The sequence below is a fragment of the Caballeronia sp. LZ033 genome (assembly GCF_031451265.1).
Taxonomy (GTDB): Bacteria; Pseudomonadota; Gammaproteobacteria; order Burkholderiales; family Burkholderiaceae; genus Caballeronia.
In genome coordinates, this window is the sequence record NZ_JARUXQ010000004.1 from 21733 (window position 1) to 40128 (window position 18396).

Below are 18396 nucleotides of genomic sequence, written 5' to 3' on the forward strand. Positions count from 1 at the left end.
GCCAGGCGATCCCGCTCCCCCTCACACCGTCCGGGCAGCATCTCTCAAACACTCGACCAACATCGTCGCGGCCGGCGTCAGCGGACTGTCGCGCCGCGTAATCACGCGCACTGATACCGCGGGCAACGGATCCGCCACCGGAAACACCGCGAGTCCGTCACGCGCCCACGGATGATCGAGCAAGCCCGCGGGCATCGACGCCACCGCATCCGATCCGCGCAACAGACCATGCGCGATGATGAAGCTCGGACATTCGATCACGCGTCGCGGCACCGCCAGCCCGCGCTTCGCATAGGCGTCGAGCAGCGCCTGAGTCGAGCTTTCCGGCGACGGATTCAACAGCCATTCGGCCTCTGACAATTCCGCGAGCGACGTGGCATGCCGCAGCGGATGATCCGCGCGCCCGACAATCGAAGAGCGGCTCTCATACAGCTCCATGTGATCGAATTCCGGAGCGAGAAGCTCGGGCACGACCACCGCCACGACGAAGTCGAGCGAACCGTCGCGCAGACGCGGCATCGCCACGCCTGGAAAGCCCTCGATAAAGCTCACACGCGCATCCGGCATTCGCCGCCTGAACGCCCGATAAGCCTGCGGCAGGATCGAGAGCGCCGCGGTCGGCGTAACGGCCGCGCTCACGCTGCCCGCACCGGCGCCTTTCATCTGCGCGATGTCGTCTTCGGCACGGCGCATCTCGCTCACGATCAGATGCGCACGAACCCGCAACTGCTGACCGAACGCGGTCAACTGCACGCCGCGCGCGGTGCGCAGCACGAGCGCCACGCCCAGATCCTGTTCCAGTTCCTTGATGGCCTTGGTCAGCGCCGCCTGCGACAAATGCAGACTGCGCGCCGCGGCGCGAATGCTGCCTTGCTCGGCCGTGGTCAGAAACGCGCGCAGCTGGTGATACTTCATGCTCATGACCGACACCCTAGGGTTAGCACCGACAACTATCAGTAATCACGCATTCAATTTACCGTCTTTTGGTTGGCTTTTCGGCTTTATATGCTTGGTGCACGTTGAATCGCATCGAGCAAGGAGGAGCCTCATGTTGTCAGTCGAACCTGTAATCCCCGGCATTGCAGCCATCGCGGGGGAATTTGTCGAAGTACGCCGGCGCATCCATGCGCACCCGGAACTGGCCTTCGAAGAAACCCGGACCAGCGAACTCGTCGCCGGGATGCTCGCGCAATGGGGCTATGAAGTTCATCGCGGGCTTGGCCGGACGGGTGTCGTCGGAGTGCTGAAGCAGGGCGAGGGCGGCAAGCGCATCGGCTTGCGCGCGGACATGGATGCCTTGCCAATCGAAGAAGCCACCGGACTGCCTCACGCAAGCCAGCACGCCCGCACGATGCACGCATGCGGACACGACGGCCACACCGCCATGCTGCTGTGCGCCGCGCGCTACCTTGCCGAGAGCCGCCAGTTCTCGGGCACGCTGATCGTGATCTTCCAGCCGGCCGAGGAAGGCGAGGCGGGCGCGCGGGCCATGCTCGAAGACGGACTCTTCGAACAGTTCCCGTGCGATGCCGTATTCGGCCTGCACAACATGCCCGGCCTGCCCGCAGGCGACATGTTCTTCACGCCGGGTCCGGGCATGGCATCGTCGGATCGCGTGAATATCGTGGTGCGCGGCGTCGGCGGCCATGGCGCGATGCCACATGCAGCGCGCGATCCGATGCCGGCCGTCGCCTCGATCATGCTGGGCCTCAACAGCATCGTGGCGCGCGAAGTGGATGCGCAGAAGCCCGCGGTGGTTTCGGTGGGCAGCATGCAGGCGGGCGAAGCCAACAATGTGATTCCTGAAACCGCGCTGCTGAAGCTCTCGGTACGCGCGCTGGATGCAGGCGTGCGCGCGCTGCTGCAGGAACGCATCACCGCGCTTGTCCACGCGCAGGCGCTGGCCTACGGCTGCACCGCCGAGATCGACTATGAACTCGGCTATCCCGTGCTGGTGAATCACGCAGGACCCACGGCGTTCGCCACCGAGGTCGCCGTGCAGATGCTCGGCGCACAGCGCGTCGAACCGGCTGCGAAGCCGTTGATGGGCAGCGAGGACTTCGCCTTCATGCTCGAAGCGTGCCCGGGCACGTATGCGTGGATCGGCAATGGCGTCGGGTCGAAGGGCGGCTGCATGGTTCACAACCCGGGCTACGACTTCAACGACGACATCCTCGCGACCGGCGCGAGCTACTGGGTGCGCCTGGCCGAAGCCTGGCTCGCCGACTGACTTTCGGTCCGACACCGCGGAACTCACGATGAATACGTCCACACTTGCCAGCGCCACTTCCTCATCCATTGCTCCGGCTTCCGCCAGCCGGGCGGCGCGCACGCGCCTCGTTGCGGCGGCGGCTGTCGGCAACGCGCTCGAGTTCTACGACTTCACGGTCTATGCGTTCTTCGCGCTCGTCATCGGCAAGCTGTTCTTTCCGGTGCACGATCCAGTCGGCCAGTTGCTGCTCGCCGTGGCGAGCTTCGGCGTGGGTTTCTTCACGCGTCCCGTCGGCGGCTTGCTGATCGGCATGTACGCGGATCGCGCCGGACGCAAGAAAGCGATGCTGCTGACACTCGGCCTGATGGCGCTCGGCACCGCGATGATCGCGGTCGCGCCGACCTTCGCGCAAGCCGGCCTCGCCGCGCCGATCATTCTCGTGCTGGCGCGGCTGATCCAGGGATTTTCGGCGGGCGGGGAAGTGGGAGCGTCCACCACGTTGCTGCTCGAACAGGCGCCCGCCAACCGTCGCGGCTTCTATGCGTCCTGGCAGTTCGCCAGCCAGGGTTTGTCGGCGCTTGCGGGCGCGTTGACCGGCGTGGCGCTTACCGCGTCGCTGACTCAGGCGCAACTCGAAAGCTGGGGTTGGCGCGTGCCGTTCATCATCGGCACGGCGATCGTGCCGGTCGGCTGGTGGCTGCGCCGCACGATGGAAGAAGCGCCCCGCGATACCCTTGAAGCCGCGCCGAAGGCGGCGAAGCTCCCGCTCGTGACGGTGTTGCGCGAACATCGCCGCGCCGTGCTCAATGGCCTGGGCCTGACGATCGGCGGCACCGCGGCGCACTTCATCATCGTGTTCTACCTGTCCATCTACGGCGTGAAGACGCTCGGGCTACCGGGCTGGACGTCGATGTTGTCAGGCTGCGTGTCGGGCGCGATTCTCTTCGTCGTGGCGCCGATCGGCGGCTATCTGTCGGACCGCATCGGCCGCAACCGGCTTGCTCAAGTTACCCGCATCGCATTGATGATCGCGATCTGGCCGGCCTTCGTGCTGCTCAACAAAGTGCCGACCACCGGCACCTTGCTCACCGTGGTGACGGTGCTGTCCATCGTGCATTCGCTCAACGTCGGCCCGACCGGCGCGATGCTCGGCGAACTCTTCCCGCGTTCCGTGCGCGCGACGGGCGCGGCCATTGTCTACAGCCTCGGCGTCGCAATCTTTGGCGGCTTTGCGCAGTTCTTCGTCACTTCGCTGATCGTCATCACGAAGAACGTGATGGCGCCTGCCTGGTATGTAATGGGCTGCGGCGTGCTGTCCGTGATCGCGGTGGCCTGCATGCGCGAGCGTTCGCAGGAGACGCTCGACTGAGCCTGAATCGTCGCGCCGCAATCCGGACCGGACAGGCGAACGAGGTGTATAACTCGACCTGTCCGGCGCACGAAGGCTTCCTCGCGCTGGACCCCAGGCCAACAAGAAAAGGGGACATTCATGCGCAAGCTGCGTTCGCAAAGCTGGTTCGGCGGTAACGACAAGGACGCGTTCATCCATCGTTCATGGATGAAGAACCAGGGCATTCCGCACGACGAATTCAACGGCCGTCCGGTGATCGGCATCTGCAACACGTGGTCGGAACTGACGCCCTGCAACGCGCATTTCCGTGAGCTGGCCGACTACGTGAAGCGCGGTGTGCGGGAGGCGGGCGGCCTGCCGCTGGAGTTTCCGGTGATGTCGCTCGGCGAATCCAATCTGCGGCCCACGGCCATGCTGTTCCGCAACCTGGCGTCGATGGATGTCGAGGAATCGATCCGCGGCAATCCCATCGATGGCGTCATTCTGCTGGTCGGCTGCGACAAGACCACGCCCGCGCTGCTGATGGGCGCTGCGTCGTGCAATCTGCCTGCGCTCGCCGTGTCGGGCGGACCGATGCTCAACGGACGCTTTCGCGGCGGCACGATCGGCTCCGGCACGGGCGTGTGGCAGATGTCGGAGGAAGTGCGCGCGGGCCGGATGACGCAGGAAGAATTCGTCGACGCCGAATCGTGCATGAACCGCTCGCGCGGCCATTGCATGACGATGGGCACGGCATCGACGATGGCCTCGATGGTCGAATCGCTCGGCATGGGCCTGCCGCACAACGCGGCGATTCCCGCCGTCGACGCTCGCCGGCAAGTGCTGGCTCACATGGCGGGGCGGCGCATCGTGGACATGGTGAGGGACGATCTCACGATGGACCGGATCCTCACGCGCGAGGCTTTCGAGAACGCCATTCGCACTAATGCGGCCATCGGCGGTTCGACGAATGCGGTCGTGCATCTGATCGCGCTGGCGAAGCGCATCGGCGTTGAATTGACGCTCGAAGACTGGGAGCTCGGCAGCGAGGTGCCATGTCTCGTGAACCTCCAGCCATCGGGCGAATTCCTGATGGAAGATTTCTACTACGCGGGCGGACTGCCGGCGGTGCTGCGTCAGATGGGTGAGCAGGGACTGCTGCATCGCGACGCGCTCACGGTGAACGGGCGCACGATCTGGGACAACGTAAGCGACGCGCCGAACTACGATGAGAAGGTCATCACCACCTTCGCAAAGCCGTTCAAGCCGCATGCGGGCATCGCGGTGCTGAAGGGCAATCTTGCACCGAACGGCGCGGTGATCAAGCCATCGGCGGCAACGCAGTCGCTGTTGAAGCATCGCGGGCGCGCGGTGGTGTTCGAGAACGTCGAGGAACTGCACGCGAAGGTGGACGACGACGCACTCGACATCGACGAGCACTGCATCATGGTGCTGAAGGGCGCGGGGCCGAAGGGCTATCCGGGATTTGCGGAAGTCGGCAACATGCCGCTGCCGCGCAAGGTGCTGCAGAAGGGCATCACGGACATGGTCCGCATCTCGGACGGCCGCATGAGCGGCACGGCCTACGGCGCGGTGGTGTTGCACGTGTCGCCCGAGGCCGCGGCGGGCGGGCCGCTGGCGCTGGTGCAAACCGGCGACATGATCGAACTCGACGTGCCGGCGCGGCGTCTGCATCTCGATGTATCGGACGAGGAGCTGGCAAGACGCCGCGCCGCATGGCAAGCGCCCGAATTGCCGCGACGCGGCTATTACCGTCTCTACGTCGAACATGTGTTGCAGGCGGATCAGGGCGCGGACCTGGACTTTCTCGTCGGTTCGAGCGGCGCGCCGGTGCCGCGCGACTCGCATTGAGCGGAGCGCGATCCATGTCCACGCAACTTCCGCCTCCGCCCGGCATGTGGCCGGTGCTCTACGCCTATTTCGATGCATCCAACCAGCTCGACACACGTGCCACGCGCATGCAGATCGACGCGACGCTTGCCGCCGGCGCGCCGGCCATCGTGACACTCGGACTGGCGACCGAAGTGAATCGTCTGTCGGATGAAGAGAAGCGCTTGATGATCGATGTGTGCGCTGCGCACATCGCCGGCCGCGTGCCGCTCGCGGTGACGATTTCCGGCGACAGCGTCGCTGCGCAAGCCGCGCTCGCCGATCATGCGCTCGAACGCGGCGCGTCCTGGCTGATTCTCCAGCCGCCTTCGAAGCGCGGCGAGCCCGAGTCGTTCTACTACGACTTCTTCGCGGCCGTGCTCGAACGCACGGGCGCGCAGGCGGGCATCCAGAACGCGCCGGAATACCTCGGCGTGGGTCTGTCGCCGCAAGCGCTCGCGCAACTGGCCGGCGAGCGTCCCGGCTTCCGTCTGCTCAAGGGCGAAGGGCCGGCCGTGACGATACGCGCGACCATCGAGCATCTGCATGCACTCGGCCAGACGCTGTCCGTGTTCAATGGCCGGGGCGGACAGGAACTCATCGACAATCTGCGCGCCGGTTGCGATGGCCTGATCGTGGCGCCGGATGCGTTCGATCATCAGGTCGCGGTTCACACCGCGTTTGTCGAAGGCCGCGAGCAGGAAGCCGAAGCACGCTATGCAGAAGTGCTGCCCGAGATCGTCTTCGTGATGCAGTCCCTGGAAACACTCACCTGTTACGGCAAGCGCATCGCCGCGTGGCGCATGGGCTTCGACGTGGCCTTCGATCGCGGCGCACAGCCCACGCCGTTCGGCATCGAATGCGCGCGGCGTTTCGCGCAACGTCTCGGGCCGACGTCACGCGCCGTCAGGCTTTGAATCAACTCAGCCCGGTGACGTCGGACGCCGCGTGAAGCGCTGTTCGGTCACCGTGGCGCCCCATTGTGTGCCTTCGGCCTCTTCCGCAAGCGTGAAGCCGAACGACTCGTACAGATGGCGCGCGGCGTCGAGACTCTTGAAGGTCCAGAGGAAGGTTTCGTCGTAGTGAGCATCGACGAAGGCCATCGCGCGCGCCATGAGTTCCCGGCCCATGCCGCTGCCCCGCAAGCTGCCGTCGATGATGAACCAGCGCAGATGCGCGACGCGCTTCTTAAGATCGCCGTCGATGGCGAGCGAGCCGAGCGTGCGCTCGCCTTCCATCACGAGCCACAAGGCCCGGCCCGGTGCCGGCAAACCTTCGGCGAACGCGGCGAGTTCCGTGGCGACCCTGCGCTCGAAGAACACGCCGAAGCCCGCATGATGCGCATAGAAGCGCGCGTGCAGGCTCGCGATATCGCCGATGCAGCCGGGCCGATAGCCATCGACGATACGTGCGTTGCTCACAGGCGGCGCGGCTGTGCGCGTGCGCTCGTGACCTTGCGCGAGCGCGTCTGCATAGAGCGCGAGGGAGCGCACCAGCGTCTGCTGATCTTCGGGTACGAGACGCCGCAACGCATCGGAGACCTGGTCGGTGGCGAACTTGTCGATCTTGCGGCGCAGTTTCTGCCCCGCCGCGGTGAGGTAGAGCTCGGACGAGCGGGCGTCGTCGCTCGATGTCTGCCGCGTCACCAGTTCCGCCGCTTCGAGCCGCGCGATCTGGCGGCTCGCATTCGACTTGTCGAGACGGAGAATGCTGGCGATATCGCGCGCCTGGATGCCTGGTTTCGCGCCGATCTCGATGATCGCGTGTACCGCCGAAGGCGCGAGTCCGCTGTCGGCGAGCGTATGCCGCATGAAGCCCAGTTCGCGTACGAGCTTGCGTGAGAATTCGCGCAGTTCGAGAATGGTCTGGGCGCGCGGCTGAAAGGGTGTATCGATGATGTCCATGCTTGCTCCGTCAATCACGCGACTGTTTTTCCTGGCACGATATTAGTTGCGATGTGCAACTTTCGCAAGCCATCGGCGTTTCGGCGTGGTTCCTGAAAACGCTCACCTTCAATCGTCTGTGAATTACACGCCCGGAAGAGAGCGCAAGAATCGGCGTGCGTCCCTGCCGTGCAGACGCGATGCTGGTCAGTCCTGATTCAGGAGCACGTCGATGATGAAGTGCCTTACGCTGTCTCTCTGCCTGTGCGTCGCACTGCACGACGTGGCGCATGCAACGCAGGCATCGGCGCCTGTCGCGGCTTCGGCAGCCGAGCCCAGGACGCTCAAGGAACGCCTCGGCGACAAGGCCAGCGACGAGCAGCGTGTGGACAATTGCCATGTTCCGCCGGAGCGTCGTGGAACGAAGGTTCGCCCCGACACGTGCGCGCACTGAAGCGCACGCGATTGTGATACCGTTCCCGTGCGTGTACTAAATCGTACAAATAAGGAGAGCCCGCTGTGTCATCTCAATCGACTTCTTCCGTATTGCGTGTTGGCGTTCTCGGCGGCGCGAACATCGCGCGTCAGTTCACGCGCGACGTCCGTCCGAGCCAGACCGTGTGTGTCGTTGCCGTCGCGAGCCGCAGCGATGCAACTGCGCAGGTGTTCGCCGAAGCCAACCAGATCGATGCCTGGTTCGGCAGCTATGACGCCATGCTCGCCAGCCCCGACATCGACGCCATCTATCTTCCCTTGCCGAACAGCCTGCATGCCGAATGGGCGATCAAGGCCGCGAATCACGGCAAGCACATCCTGTGCGAAAAGCCGCTCGCGCTGGATCGCGATGAAGCCGCGCGCATGTTCGACGCCGCCGACCGCAACGGCGTGATGCTGCTCGAAGCGTTCCCGTTCTATTTCCAGCCGCAGACGGCCGCGATGATGTCGCTGATCGGCGAGGGCGCGGTCGGCGAGGTGCGCGCCATCCAGGCGTGCTTCGGTTTCACGGTGGGCAATCCGGGCGCGAACATCCGCATGAAGCCCGAACTCGGCGGCGGCGCGCTGCTCGACGCGGGCAGCTATCCGCTGAGCCTGATTCGACTCGTCATGGGCAGCGCGCCGAGCCGTGTCGACGCCGTGGCGACGTGGGCCGACAGCAACGTCGATATCAGTCTCATGGCGACGCTCGTCTATGAAGACGGCCGGCGTGCGCAGGTGTCGTGTTCGATGGATGCCGCGAATCATCGCTATGCAACCATCATCGGCACGCAGGGCACCATCGATACCGAGTACCTGAATCACACGAGCGACCAGGCGTCCGGCGATGCGTACGGCTATCTGCCGAGCCAATTGCGCGTGCGGCGCGGCATTCCGAACTCGGTGCCGTTCGACGCGGTGCCTGCGGCAACGGGAAGCGGCTTCCTGTTCGCCGCCGAGAGCTTCGCGCGCATGGTCGCGACGCACGACACCGCCGCCATCGACTACTACGCGCAAGTCAGTCTCGACAACGCGGCGACGCTCGCGGCGATCATCGCCAGTGCGCGCAGCGGCAAGACCGTCACGCTTTAGGCGTCACTGCTGGCAGCCCCGGTCAGACCCACCACGAGATCAAGAAACGCGCGGGTCTTGGCCGGCGGATGATGCCGCGACGGATGATACGCATAGAGCGGAAAACGCTCGTCGGGCCAGTCGGGAAACAGGTCGATCAGCTTGCCGTTCTCCATCAGGTGTTCATGCCCGAGCGCGAGAATCTGCGCGATGCCATAGCCCGACAGCAGCGTGTTCAGCATCGTGCCGGGATCGTTGACGGTCAGGCGTCCGCGCGTCTCGACCGTCAGGCGCTTCTTCTTGCGATGAAACTCCCACACGAAGGGCCGTCCCGTTTCAGGATCGCGGAACTCGATGCAGGTGTGCGCGTCATCGGCGAGTGCTTGCGGCGTCGCGGGCTTGCCGCGACGCTTCAGGTAGGACGGCGCGGCTACCGTGTGGACCGGTGTATCCAGCAGCTTGCGCCCGATCAGGCTCGAATCGCGTGGCGCGCCAAACCGGATGGCGAGGTCGAAGCCGTCCGCGATCATGTCGCCGAGCCGGTCGCTCGTGATGAGCTCCAGTTCGAGATCGGGATGCGCTTTCAGGAACGCATCGAGCTTCGGTCCTAGCAGGAGCCGCGAGAAGATCGGATCCACATTCACGCGCAGGCGTCCGCGCACCGAGGTCGCGCTGCCCGATGCCATGGCCGCGGCTTCTTCCAGACCAAGCAGATGCGGCATGACGTGTTCGAAGAAGCGCCGGCCGTCGTCGGTGAGTGCGACGCTGCGCGTGGTGCGGTCGAACAGCCGGATCTTGAGGCGCGCTTCCAGCCGCGCAATGGCACGGCTCACGCCGGGCTGCGACATGCCGAGGCGGTCGCCCGCCGCCGCGAAGGTGCCCGCATCGACGATCGCCGCGAATACGCTGATGCCGTTCAGCATGCGTTCATTGAAACCGGCCATTCATGCCTCCGCGTCATTGACCTCGTGACATTCATGTTATCGCGAAGGCGGGAGATTGCGCGCAGAATGGGTCCGGTTCAATGGTGAAGGCCAAAGCAAGGGAGCAAGCACATGGCACGCATATTCATCACAGGATCGACGGACGGACTCGGCGCCATGGCGGCGCGACTGCTGCTCGACGAAGGACATCGCGTCGTGCTGCACGCACGCAATGCGGCACGCGCCGCTGACGCACATGCCGCCATGCCGGACACCCAAGCAATCGTGACCGGCGATCTTGCGGGCATTGCCGCCATGCGCGACGTCGCCGCGCAGGTCAACGCACTCGGACACTTCGATGCGGTGATCCATAACGCGGGCATCGGCTACCGCGAACCGCGTCGTGTCGAAACCGAGGACGGCCTGCCGCAGGTCTTTGCGATCAATGTGCTCGCGCCTTACGTGCTGACGGCGCTGATCGAAAAGCCCGCGCGGCTCGTGTACCTCAGTTCGGGCATGCACCACGGGTCACGCGCGAACCTAGACGACCTCACCTGGACGCAGCGGCCCTGGCGCGGCGCGCAGGCTTATGCCGAAAGCAAGTTCATGGACGTGCTGCTGGCGTGCGCGGTGGCGCGTTACTGGCCGGGCGTGTTGTCGAATGCGCTCGAACCGGGCTGGGTGCCGACGAAGATGGGCGGCGCATCCGCCCCGGACGACCTGGATCTGGCGCATCGCACGCAGGCCTGGCTCGCAGTCAGCGACGATGAAGCCGCGCGCGTGACGGGCCGCTACTTCTTCCACATGCGGGAACGGGACTGCGATCCAGCCGCGCGCAACGAAGCGTTGCAGGGTGCGCTTATCGAACAGTGCGAGCGTCTGTCCGGCGTGAAAATCGAGCGCCAAGCATAAAAAAAACGGGCCCTGCGAGGTTGCAAGGGCCCGTCCAATCACTCCAACACAATCCGCATCAGGCGTGGCGTGCCTTGGCGACCTTTTCCACGTTCATCGAGTCGGCGCGCAGGCGCTCGTACTCCTGTTCGCTCATCGGCACGGCGTCCTTCTTGCCGAGATCGTTCAGGCGGATGCGATACGTCTCACGTGCCGAGTACGCTGCAATCGCGGCGATGATCGTCACGCCGAACGCAATCGCGCCGACCGTCAGCGGGATGTTGTTCGATCCCGGCGGCGCCACCGCCGCGAACAGCGCGGGCAGCAGGGCCGTGATGGTCGTGCCGATGTTCTGTGCAATCGCCATCGCCGAAACACGCGAGCGGGTCGGGAACAGTTCCGGGTAGAAGCTCGGGAAGATCGCGTTATAGCCTTGATACACGACGCCCCACATCAGCAGCGACATCAGGAACGCGAGCGGCACGTTGTGAATGCTGATCGCGTAGAGATAGCCGAACGACAGCAGGCCCGAGACCAGGGAGCCGCCGATCATCATCGGGCGTCGGCCGATCTTGTCCGACAGGTTGCCGACGAACGGAATCACCAGTACCGCAACGATGTTGCCGACCACCGGAATCCACAGATACACGCTCTTGTGGAAGCCGATGCCATACGAAGACTGCACCGCATAGGCCGCACCGAAGATCGTCGCGACGACGGGAATCACGTTCATCAGCGCCATGCAGACCACGCGGACCATGTCGGGCGTGCTGTTGGCGAAGGCTTCCTTGATCGGCGACTTGGGCAGGTCGCCGTGCGCGCCTTCGGACGTGAAGGCCGGCGTTTCATGCACTTCCTTCCGGATGATGTAGCCGGCCACCAGCACGAATGCGGACAGCAGGAACGGCACGCGCCAGCCCCACGAATTGAACATGTCTTCCGGCATGAACGTGGCGAGCGGCAGGAACACGGCGGCCGCGAGAATCTGGCCGGCCTGCACGCCCTGCAGCGTGAAGCTCGCGTAGTAACCACGGCGTCCGAACGGCGCGTGTTCGAGAATCATCGAGCTGGCGCCGGAGATCTCACCCGCCACCGCAAAACCCTGGACCAGGCGCAGGACCACAAGCAGCGCGGGCGCGAACATGCCGATCTGGTGATAGGTCGGCAGGAGGCCGACGGCCATCGTCGAGAAGCCCATCAGGAACATGCAGATCAGCAGGACGTTCTTGCGGCCGTGCGTGTCGCCGAGATGGCCGAGCACGAATGCGCCGATCGGACGCGCCACGTAGCCCACGCCGTACGTTGCCAGCGACGCGATGATCGCCACTTTCGGATTGCCCGACGGGAAGAACAACTGCGGGAAAATCAGCGCGGCCGCTTGCGCGTAGATGAAAAAGTCGTAGTACTCGAGCGCCGAACCGATCCAGCCGCTCGCCGTCGCTTTTTTCGCCTGGCGGCCGCCGTGCGCGTCTTCCATAGGGCTAGCCATAGAAATGTCTCCGAAATAGGTTTATGGAGTTGAGCCTGGGAAACTGGCCGAGCGGCGGAGAGTCGAGTCTGAAAACACGCGTCGCTCTGAAAGTGATTGGAGAATAAGAGCGCAACCCCTTTCAATCAACATTCTGTGATAGATTTTGCGCGATTATCGTACGCGTGTGTGCGTTAATCGAACGCTTTTGGGGTTAGCACTAGCCAATGCGTTGCTTTAGCGGCCGAAACAGCCGTCGTTCCATAACTAAACAAGCATGTCTGCATGACTAAACCTGCACTCGACAAGCGCGACTGGATTGCGGGCCTGGAGAAGGGCCTGGCGATCCTCGAAGCCTTCGACGATCAGCACGCGCGCATGACGCCCACGCAGGCCGCCGTGCGCACCGGCCTCACGCGCACGGCCGCGCGCCGCTATCTGCTGACGCTCGCGCATCTCGGCTATGTGCAGACGGACGGCAAGCTCTTCAGTCTCACGCCGCGCGTGTTGCGCATGGGCTGGTCCTACTTCGAGTCGGCGCGTCTGCCGCGCATCGTGCAGCCTTATCTGCAACAGCTGAGTGCGCTGATCCACGAATCGGTCTACGTGAGCGTGCTCGATGAGTGGGACCTCGTCATCATCGCGCGCAACGGCTCCACGCGCGTGATGACCACCGGCTTCGTGCTCGGCGCGCGAGTGCCGGCTGCGTTGATGTCGGGCGGCATCGCGATGCTTGCGTATCGCGATGAAGCGGCCGTGCGCCAATGGCTGGACGACACCGAGTTCAAGCCCTTCACGCCGCTCACGATCACCGACAAGGAGCAGCTCTACGAGAAGATCCGCCATTCGCGCGTCGAGGGTTATGTCGAGATCGAGCAGCAATTGCAGATGGGTGTGCGCGGCGTCGCCGTGCCGATGAAGAACCGTCATGGCGAAGTGGTTGCCGCGCTTTCGGCCAACATGCCAATCGGAAAGGAAACGCGCGAAGCGGCGCTCGCTCGCGTGCTGCAGCCGTTGCAGGAAACGGCGTTGTCGATGTTGAACGTGATCTGAGTTTCAGCCGACCGGCCAGACGCAAAGGTGAGGGTATTCGGGATCGGGCGCCTTCGTTCGAACACAGCCCCTTGTTTGAAGGCTTTCCGACACTCGCAAACCGGCCAAAGGTGAGCGTTTTCGGGAATAAGGCAGAGCCCTCATTCTTCGCTCATTCACCATCCCTACACTCGGTCTCATGGTTGCAACAGCGAAAGCGCGCAACTCCATCCGAACATCGAACGAGGAAAAGGGGAACCGAGATGAGCCCGAACGTCAAAGCAAAACCTGTCGCCCATACGCACCTTGGCGGGCGTACCGCATTGCTGCTCAAGCTGTCGGTCGTGAGCGTGGTCACTGCGCTTTCACTTGGCGTCGGCTCCGCGCCGGTCTATGCGCAGACTGTGCCGCTGGACAGCGACACCGCCATCCACGTGCAGCCGGTCAACATGCGCACGCTGCATGACCAGTTGAATCTCACGCCCGATCAGGAAGTGCAATGGCAAGCCGCGCTCGATGCAATGCGTGAAAGTCACGCCGCCGAGCGCATGAACGCAGACCAGATGCAGTTGCGCATGCAGGCGTTGCTGAAGCAGCCGATCCTCGATCTCTCCGCGCTGCACGCGCTCGACCAGAAGGCGGCGCAGCAGGACGCGCCGTTGTCCGGGCAATCGGCGAAGGCCTGGCTGACCTTCTACGGTTCGCTGAACAACCAGCAGAAGCAGACCTTCAGCGATGCGATGCGTCCGCAGTTCGAGAACATCGCGCATCATCCGGCGCGTCCTTACGATCCGCGAACCGGCCTCTGATGCGGCGGTGCGCTGTACACGCAGCGCAAAAAAACGGGCCGGCGCGCAAGGCAGCCGGCCCGGTCGCATCGCGTCAGTGGCAGGCAGCCGCGATGTGACGCACTCTCTCATGCATGCGGCATGCCAATCATCGCGACGAGGGCGTGAGCCTCGCGTGACAAGGCTCACGTCTTGAGACAGGAGAACATGCTGTCTCATGTAGCCCAACGCACTCGCCAAGCCTGTGCGGCCTCAGCCAACAGTCGTCACTCAATGCGCGGCCGCCATCGACGGATCCGCCTGGCCTTCGCCGGTGCGGATCGCGATCACGGCGAGCAGCGCGGCCGCGAGCGGCACCGCGAGCACGAGATAGAAGCCGCCCGGACCGCCGAGGTTGAGGAACATGCCGCCGACCGCCGAGCCCACGATCGCCCCCACGCGTCCCATGCCGATGGCCCAGCCCGTGGCGGTGGCGCGCAGTGTCGTCGGATAGGCGCTGACCACCAGATAGTTCAGCGCGATCTGTTGTCCGCCGATGCCGAGCCCCGCCGCGCCCGCGAGCGTGAACACCCATCCCCACGACGTACCCGCATAGGCCAGGCCGAGCGCAATGGCAATGCCCAACGCCAGCAGCGCGATCAACAGGCGTCGCGTGCTGATTTTCGGCAGCGCGATGGACAGCGGAATCGCGCAGACGATGAACACCGCATTCACCACGACCGTGCCGAACGGCGCCTGCGCGGCGGGCAGGCCGGCGGCCTTCAGCACCGTGGGCAGCCACGAAAGGAACATGAACCACGCGATCCAGTTGAAGAAGTACACGGCCCAGATCGCCACAGTGTTGCGCGCATTGCCTTCGCGGAACAGCGCGCCGACGCTCGCCCGCGCGGCAGCTTCATGCACGGCGAAGCGCGCGTCCGGCGCAAGCGGTTGCGAAACGATGCGCGCCAGCACCGCGCGGACGGCGCGATGATCGTCGCGCGAACGCGTCACGAGAAAGTGCAGTGACTCGGGCAGCACGAACCAGAGCAGCGCGAGCAGCACGAGCGGCGCCGCGCCGCCCGCGACGAACACGCCTTGCCAGCCGATCACGGGCAGCATGCGCGCGGCAAGCAAGCCGCCGAGCATGGCGCCGGCGGGCAGTCCGAGCAGCACGCCGGTCATGATCGCGCCGCGATGCCGCACGGGCCCGTATTCGGCGGCGAGCGCGAGCAGGACCGGCGTGCAGCCGCCCATGCCGAGGCCGGCGATGAAGCGCAGCGCGAGAATCTGCGTGGTATCACTCGCGAAAGCGGTCGCGAGCGAAGCAAGGCTGAACAGCGCGACGCCGCCGAGCAGCGCGGGACGCCGTCCCACGCGGTCACCGAGCAGCCCGAGCGTCATGGCGCCGAGGGTCATGCCGAGCGTGCCCGCGATGAGAATCGGCGCGAGATCGCCGGGCGCCAGTCCGAATGCCGCGACGATCGCCGGGCCCGTATAGGCGATGGCCTGGGTATCGAAGCCGTCGAACAAGGTGGTCATGAAGCACAGCAGGAAGATCGTCCACTGGAAGGGACGAACGCGTTCGCGGTCGATCAGCGACGCGATATCGAGAGGCGGTCTCATGAAGTCTCCGTTGTGATTGGCATGCCGGAGAGTAAGAGCAGGGTGCGCCGCCCGTCCAATACCGATGAGGACTGAGGTCATACCGCCGAGGTATCGCGCTCATCTTCCGCTCATTCTGCGTTCCTACGATGCGAAGCAAAGGCGGTGCGTTCTCTCCAGTCATCACGTACGGCCTTTCCTTCAGGAACTTTGATCGAGGAGTTGAGCCATGCGTCACTATCCATCGGACAGCCCGCGTGCCGCGGCGCGCATCGTCGTGATGTCGCTGATCGCGGACGGGCATATCAGCGGCAAGGAAGTCGAAGCGCTCGAACGGCGCGGTTTTTACAGACGGCTCGGCTTGCATGCGGGCGAACTGCATGAAGTCGTGCGAGAGGTATGCGAGGACCTCACACGGTCCTCTTATCTGACGTGGGACGAAGCGTGCCGGGTCGATGCGGGCGTTGTCGAAGAGCTTGCGAAAGAAGTGCGCGACGATCGCATCCGACGCGAGGTGCTGGCGCTGTGCCAGACAGCGGTGGTCGCGGATGGCCACATCACGTGGACCGAGGCGGTCGTGCTCGACGCCGTGAAGCGCGCGTGGCTCATGCACTGAGCCAGGTCATCGCAAGGAGGTGACATCATGCAGCAACATATCCTGGTAGCCGTGGGCCCGAGTCTCAGCCATGCCGCGCTCGCGCTCGGCATCGCGCGCGCCCGCGAAAGCAATGCACGCCTGACGGTGCTTCATGTCGTGGACCGTTTGCCGTTCTGGGCGCTCTCGTCGGTGCAGCACGACTTCGGCGCGTCGATGACCTGCATCGAGCAACAGGTGCGCGAAGTCGAGAAGCGCACGTTGCAGGCCATACTCGCATCGAGCGTAAACGGCGTGTGCGTCACGATCGACCTGCCGAATGGCGCGACGGTCGCACGCACGATCGCGCAGGCAGCGCGCGAGTTCGACGCGGACCTGATCGTCATCGGCCGCAGCCGGTCCGGCGCATGGCGCTTCTGGCAAGAGCGCATGGCCGACGCGGTGAGCCGTCACAGCAATCGCCGCGTGCTGATCGCGACGAACCGCGAGCCTGCCGACGCGGAGGCTGCAACAAAAGCGACACCATTGCGCTTTACCATCACCGGTTCGACGCAGCGCACACCTGCCTAATCGTACCGTTCGAGAGGAAGCTCGCCATGCCGGATCGCATCGTCAAACCGTCCCGACGCACCTTGCTGAAGGGTCTTGTCTCCGGCACCGGACTTGCGCTCAGCGGCGCCGGTCTGGCCGACGCGCTGGCGCAAGGCGTGGCGCCTGCCGTCGTCACCTCGGACAAGTTGCGTCCGCAACTACCCGGCGGGGTGATGAGCGGCGATGTCACCGCAACGAGCGGCATCGTCTGGAGCCGCACGGACCGGCCGGCGCGCATGATCGTCGAGTACTCGACGAGCGAGAACTTCAGCACCTTCCAGCGGCGCATCGGGCCCGCGGCGCTGGAGGGCAGCGACTTCACCGCGCGCGTCGACCTGACCGGCCTGCCGCCGGGCGCGGATATGTTCTATCGCGTGCGCTTCCAGGATCTCGTCGATGGCAAGGCCATCAGCGAAGCGGCGACGGGCCGCCTGCGCACTGCGTCGCTGGATGCGACGAAACCGGTCTGCTTCGTTTTCTCCGGCGATGAAGCCGGGCAGGGCTGGGGCATCAACGAAGGCTTCGGCGGCTACCGCATCTACGAAGCGATGCGCCGTGAAGCGCCGGACTTCTTCATCCATCAGGGCGACCAGATCTACTCGGACAGCGTGATCGAAGCCGAAGTCAAACTGCCGGACGGCTCGCTGTGGACCAACCTCGTGACCGAAGGCAAGTCGCACGTGGCGCAGACCCTCGACGACTATCGCGCGGCGTTCGCCTACAACCAGCTCGACCGCAACAAGCGCCGTTTCGCCGCCGAAGTCCCATTCCTCGTGCAATGGGACGATCACGAAGTGCGCAATAACTGGTATCCGGGACAGCAGATCGGCGCGGCGGAAAAGCGCTATCAGACGCGCGCCATCAACCTGCTCGAAGCGCGCGCGAAGCAGGCGATGTTCGAATACAACCCGTATCGCATCAACCAGCTGGATCCTGAGCAGGTGTATCGCGGCTTCCAGTTTGGTCCGCTGCTGGACGTCTTCATGCTCGACGAGCGCTCGTATCGCGGCGCCAATTCGCCGAACCGGCAGCCGCGGCTGGATGCGGACGCCGCGTTTCTCGGCTCGCAGCAGACGGCGTGGCTGAAGGCCTCGTTGCAGGCTTCGCGCGCGACGTGGAAGGTGATTGCGAGCGACATGCCCATCTCGCTCGTCGTGCCGGATGCGAATCCGGATGTGCCGAAGGGCACCTACGAAGCATGGGCCAACGCCGACAACGGCGCACCGCTCGGACGCGAACTGGAGCTGGCGGAGATCCTGCGTTTCATCAAGCAGGAGAACATTGAGAACGTCGTCTGGATCACGGCCGATGTGCACTATGCACAGGCGACGCACTACGATCCGTCGCGCGCGAAGTTCACCGACTTCAAGCCGTTCTGGGAATTCGTCGGCGGGCCGATCAACGCGGGCACCTTCGGTCCGAACGAGCTCGACACGACCTTCGGGCCCGAACTGCGCTATGTGAGCGTGCCGAAGGACAATCCGCAGAACCGCTCACCCGCGGCGCTGCAACAGTTCTACGGCCGCGCGAAGATCGACCCGGTGAGCCGCGCGCTGACCGTCTCGCTGCACGACCTGAACGGCAAGTCGCTTTACGAGGTGAAGCTGGACGTCGAAACCTGAAAATTGGCCTGCCGGTTCCGGCGTCATCCATGCATGGACGCC

General features: G+C 64.6%; 17 protein-coding genes. 12 read left to right on the plus strand and 5 right to left on the minus strand.

Annotation, left to right across the window (positions count from 1 at the left end; all coding sequences use genetic code 11):
- Nucleotides 1-21: 21 nt before the first annotated feature.
- Entirely contained in the window at nucleotides 22-915 is an 894-nt protein-coding gene (locus QCE62_RS27485; protein ID WP_309927467.1) for a LysR substrate-binding domain-containing protein, read from the minus strand.
- Nucleotides 916-1048: 133 nt separating this feature from the next.
- Here QCE62_RS27485 and QCE62_RS27490 point away from each other — a divergent pair, with 133 nt between their 5' ends.
- From QCE62_RS27490 to QCE62_RS27505, 4 genes are all read left to right on the plus strand, one after another.
- The gene (locus tag QCE62_RS27490; RefSeq protein ID WP_309925408.1) at nucleotides 1049-2230 is read left to right on the plus strand and encodes a M20 aminoacylase family protein; all 1182 of its coding nucleotides are present in this window, start codon (nucleotides 1049-1051) and stop codon (nucleotides 2228-2230) included.
- Nucleotides 2231-2258: 28 nt separating this feature from the next.
- The gene (locus tag QCE62_RS27495; RefSeq protein WP_309925410.1) at nucleotides 2259-3581 is read left to right on the plus strand and encodes an MFS transporter; all 1323 of its coding nucleotides are present in this window, start codon (nucleotides 2259-2261) and stop codon (nucleotides 3579-3581) included.
- A gap of 120 nt (nucleotides 3582-3701) precedes the next feature.
- Nucleotides 3702-5414, plus strand: coding sequence for an IlvD/Edd family dehydratase (locus tag QCE62_RS27500; protein ID WP_309925411.1), 1713 nt, complete (start codon nucleotides 3702-3704; stop codon nucleotides 5412-5414).
- Between the two features lie 14 nt (nucleotides 5415-5428).
- Nucleotides 5429-6349, plus strand: coding sequence for a dihydrodipicolinate synthase family protein (locus QCE62_RS27505; protein ID WP_309925413.1), 921 nt, complete (start codon nucleotides 5429-5431; stop codon nucleotides 6347-6349).
- Between the two features lie 6 nt (nucleotides 6350-6355).
- Here QCE62_RS27505 and QCE62_RS27510 read toward each other — a convergent pair whose 3' ends face one another.
- Nucleotides 6356-7336, minus strand: a complete 981-nt coding sequence (locus QCE62_RS27510) for a helix-turn-helix domain-containing GNAT family N-acetyltransferase (RefSeq protein ID WP_309925414.1) — start codon at nucleotides 7334-7336, stop codon at nucleotides 6356-6358.
- Between the two features lie 211 nt (nucleotides 7337-7547).
- Here QCE62_RS27510 and QCE62_RS27515 point away from each other — a divergent pair, with 211 nt between their 5' ends.
- Together QCE62_RS27515 and QCE62_RS27520 are read left to right on the plus strand one after the other, a co-directional pair.
- The gene (locus tag QCE62_RS27515) at nucleotides 7548-7769 is read left to right on the plus strand and encodes a hypothetical protein (protein ID WP_309925417.1); all 222 of its coding nucleotides are present in this window, start codon (nucleotides 7548-7550) and stop codon (nucleotides 7767-7769) included.
- 65 nt (nucleotides 7770-7834) lie between these two features.
- Nucleotides 7835-8881, plus strand: a complete 1047-nt coding sequence (locus QCE62_RS27520; protein WP_309925419.1) for a Gfo/Idh/MocA family oxidoreductase — start codon at nucleotides 7835-7837, stop codon at nucleotides 8879-8881.
- On the opposite strand, the gene QCE62_RS27525 is transcribed toward QCE62_RS27520, so the two are convergent.
- Nucleotides 8878-9804, minus strand: a complete 927-nt coding sequence (locus QCE62_RS27525) for a LysR family transcriptional regulator (RefSeq protein ID WP_309925421.1) — start codon at nucleotides 9802-9804, stop codon at nucleotides 8878-8880. The two genes, QCE62_RS27520 and QCE62_RS27525, sit on opposite strands and share 4 nt — an antisense overlap.
- 111 nt (nucleotides 9805-9915) lie before the next feature.
- Between QCE62_RS27525 and QCE62_RS27530 the strand changes: the two genes are divergently transcribed.
- Nucleotides 9916-10695: an SDR family NAD(P)-dependent oxidoreductase gene (locus QCE62_RS27530; protein ID WP_309925423.1), complete on the plus strand. Its 780-nt coding sequence runs from the start codon at nucleotides 9916-9918 to the stop codon at nucleotides 10693-10695.
- Between the two features lie 58 nt (nucleotides 10696-10753).
- On the opposite strand, the gene QCE62_RS27535 is transcribed toward QCE62_RS27530, so the two are convergent.
- Nucleotides 10754-12163: an MFS transporter gene (locus QCE62_RS27535; protein ID WP_309925427.1), complete on the minus strand. Its 1410-nt coding sequence runs from the start codon at nucleotides 12161-12163 to the stop codon at nucleotides 10754-10756.
- Nucleotides 12164-12427: 264 nt separating this feature from the next.
- Here QCE62_RS27535 and QCE62_RS27540 point away from each other — a divergent pair, with 264 nt between their 5' ends.
- Together QCE62_RS27540 and QCE62_RS27545 are read left to right on the plus strand one after the other, a co-directional pair.
- Nucleotides 12428-13195 (plus strand): IclR family transcriptional regulator C-terminal domain-containing protein, encoded by a 768-nt coding sequence (locus tag QCE62_RS27540; RefSeq protein WP_309925428.1) that lies wholly within the window; start codon nucleotides 12428-12430, stop codon nucleotides 13193-13195.
- A 242-nt stretch (nucleotides 13196-13437) separates the two neighbouring features.
- A complete protein-coding gene (locus QCE62_RS27545; RefSeq protein ID WP_309925429.1) occupies nucleotides 13438-13983 on the plus strand; it encodes a Spy/CpxP family protein refolding chaperone in 546 nt (181 codons plus the stop codon).
- Between the two features lie 249 nt (nucleotides 13984-14232).
- Here QCE62_RS27545 and QCE62_RS27550 read toward each other — a convergent pair whose 3' ends face one another.
- Entirely contained in the window at nucleotides 14233-15567 is a 1335-nt protein-coding gene (locus QCE62_RS27550; protein ID WP_309925431.1) for an MFS transporter, read from the minus strand.
- 208 nt (nucleotides 15568-15775) lie between these two features.
- On the opposite strand from QCE62_RS27550, the gene QCE62_RS27555 reads away from it, so the two are divergent.
- Genes QCE62_RS27555 through QCE62_RS27565 form a run of 3 tightly spaced genes read left to right on the plus strand, consistent with a single transcriptional unit; the run spans nucleotide 15776 to nucleotide 18354 of the window.
- Complete coding sequence (locus QCE62_RS27555) at nucleotides 15776-16162, plus strand: TerB family tellurite resistance protein (RefSeq protein ID WP_309925433.1); 387 nt, start codon at nucleotides 15776-15778, stop codon at nucleotides 16160-16162.
- Between the two features lie 27 nt (nucleotides 16163-16189).
- Nucleotides 16190-16711 (plus strand): universal stress protein, encoded by a 522-nt coding sequence (locus tag QCE62_RS27560; RefSeq protein WP_309925436.1) that lies wholly within the window; start codon nucleotides 16190-16192, stop codon nucleotides 16709-16711.
- Nucleotides 16712-16737: 26 nt separating this feature from the next.
- The gene (locus QCE62_RS27565) at nucleotides 16738-18354 is read left to right on the plus strand and encodes an alkaline phosphatase D family protein (RefSeq protein ID WP_309925439.1); all 1617 of its coding nucleotides are present in this window, start codon (nucleotides 16738-16740) and stop codon (nucleotides 18352-18354) included.
- The last annotated feature ends 42 nt before the right edge of the window (nucleotides 18355-18396 follow it).